Genomic DNA, 1416 nt, shown 5'->3' on the forward strand with positions numbered 1-1416 from the left:
TGGACGCATTCTGTCAAAGATGCCGCAGGTGGTGTCGGGCGCCGCAACCCAAGTCGCAGGCAGTGAACTGCTATCTATCTGATAGCTATCCAGGCATGTTCCACTAGCGCTTGTGGCCAAAAACACCATAAATCGGCTGCCAACGCGTTGAAATGGCCTGCTGTCCGCATGGCAGATTGCGCAGCCCGGGGACGCGCCGCAGAATCTGACCGTGCAAGGCTGGTCGCCCCGGTCCAGGCCGAATGTGGCGGCACTCACCAGGGCCATCACCGCGTCGGTTTGTTGTCTTATTTGCCCTGAACTTTGTCCATGACCAAACGCTCTCCCTCAACCCATGCGCAGGGTGCACGCGACCCGGCTGCCCGTGGCGGCAAGCGCGCTGGGGGCTGGCTGCTGGGCCTGTTTGCCCTGCCATTTGCAGCCGTGGGTGTGGGCATGCTGCTGCTCAGTGTGCTGCCCACGCTGTATGACTGGGCGCGCATGCAGTGGTGGCAACCCATTCCGGCCACGTTGGTGGCTGCGCGGCTGGAAACCAGCCGCAGCAGCAAATCCAGCGCCTACACCGTCAAGGCCACCTACCGCTATCAGGTGGCGGGCCGTGAGTACCAGGGCGAGCGCGTGGCAATCAGCGGTGGTGGCGACAACGTGGGCGATTTTCAGGAAGCGCTCGGTGCGCGGCTGGAGCAGGCACTGCGCGACGGCGCGCCCGTTCAGGTCTGGGTCAGTTCGTCCGATCCGGCGGACGCCGTCATTGACCGCAGCCTGCGGTCCAGCCTCCTGGCCCTGAAGATGGTGTTTGTGATGGTGTTTGGCGGTGTGGGCGTCGGTCTGCTGGTGTATGTGCTGCGCCCCACCCGCGCCCCGGAGGGCCGTGCGGGCAGTGGCGCCCAGTCGCTGGCGGCAGGCATGCCCGGGCGGGTGGAGCGCAAGCCCGGCGGGGTGGCCATGTACTTTCCTGCCGGCCGATGGTGGGGACTCAAACTGGCGCTGGCCTTGGTGGGGGCTGTGTTTTTGACCGTCGGGGCGCTGGTGCCCTGGGAGCAGGAGTCCTCGGGCGAGGTCGGGCCGTGGCTGTTCCGCATGCTGTTTGGCGGTGTGGGCGGCGTGGTGCTGCTGGCCAGCTTCTATGCCCTGGCCAACAGCCTGCGCGTACAGCTGGACCACACCGGCCTGCGCACCGAGCGGCGCCTGCTGGGCCTGATGCTCCGCTGGCACCAAGTGCCCCCGCACGACATTGCCCGGCTGCGGGTGGTGGAGAGCTACACGGTCGAAAGCAACGGCAACCGCCAAGCGTACTTCCGCATCGTGGCTGAGCTGCGGGGTGGGCGGCAGCTCACCATCGCCCAGGACCTGAAGGGGCGCGCCCAAGCCGACAAGCTGCTGGCATCCATTGGCGGCTGGACCGGCTACGCTACG

The 1416-nt window shown here is 66.6% G+C and carries 1 protein-coding gene; it reads left to right on the forward strand.

Annotated features, from left to right (window positions below; translation table 11 throughout):
• Positions 1 to 309: 309 nt before the first annotated feature.
• Positions 310 to 1416 (forward strand): DUF3592 domain-containing protein (locus tag DBR23_RS22665; RefSeq protein WP_108499660.1); only part of this gene is annotated, 1107 nt, incomplete at its 3' end.

Origin of the sequence: Acidovorax sp. HMWF018 (assembly GCF_003061035.1) — a bacterium.
GTDB lineage: Bacteria > Pseudomonadota > Gammaproteobacteria > Burkholderiales > Burkholderiaceae_C > Acidovorax > Acidovorax delafieldii.